The following is a 701-nucleotide window of genomic DNA, read 5'->3' on the forward strand; positions in this document are numbered from 1 at the left end:
TACAGGTAGTCTGCACCTTTAGAACGTGCAATCAGGGTCAAATCCGGCGGAGGCGCACCCAACCATTTGGAGGCATCTTTCGGATCCATTGCCGCTACCATTACGTCACCAACGTTGTCTGTTGTGAACATCAGGTTTTTCTTGATTTCATCTTCAGTCAAACCAATATCTTTCAGACGGTTGAAGCGCATACCGCTTGCAGAGTGGCAAGACAAACAGTAGTTTGTAAAGATTTGCGCACCGTGCTGCAGACTGACTTGATCACGCAGGTCGATATCGACTTTTTCGTAGTTTGCATGGCCGCCGCTGGCGACGGCTGCACTCATAGGTACTGCCAGCAATAAGGCAGCAAACCAGTTTTTCAGAGTTTGTTTCATTTTCGCTGCCCTCATCAGATATTGGTTGCAAACAAGTAAGCACCAACAACGGTAATACCGACGTAAACAAAGAACATAATTTTTTGTTTAGTAGTGCTCATGGTTACGCGTTCAGGCGTAGCTTTTTCGCTATTAAACGCATTCAGGAATGGAATAGCTGCAAAGAAAACAGTGTAAGCCAGAACGAACGCCTTAACGATGTAATTTGGCAAGACTGCAACTAAATACAGGTTATAAATAATTAAAGCTGCATAAACAAACAGGCTAATTAAATATTTAATACCACCAGCTTTTTCAGCCAACCATTTAGGGTTTGTATGCAAA

1 protein-coding gene and 1 pseudogene are annotated in these 701 nt (G+C 43.2%); both read right to left on the minus strand.

Going from position 1 to position 701, the window contains the following annotated elements; translation table 11 throughout:
- Positions 1–377, minus strand: a 377-nt coding sequence (locus ACTHUR_RS14250; RefSeq protein WP_440399210.1) for a cytochrome c1, incomplete at its 3' end; no start/stop codon positions are given.
- A 14-nt stretch (positions 378–391) separates the two neighbouring features.
- A pseudogene (locus ACTHUR_RS14255) lies at positions 392–701 on the minus strand (hypothetical protein); the annotation flags it as partial.

Source organism: Neisseria sp. P0021.S007, assembly GCF_051956855.1.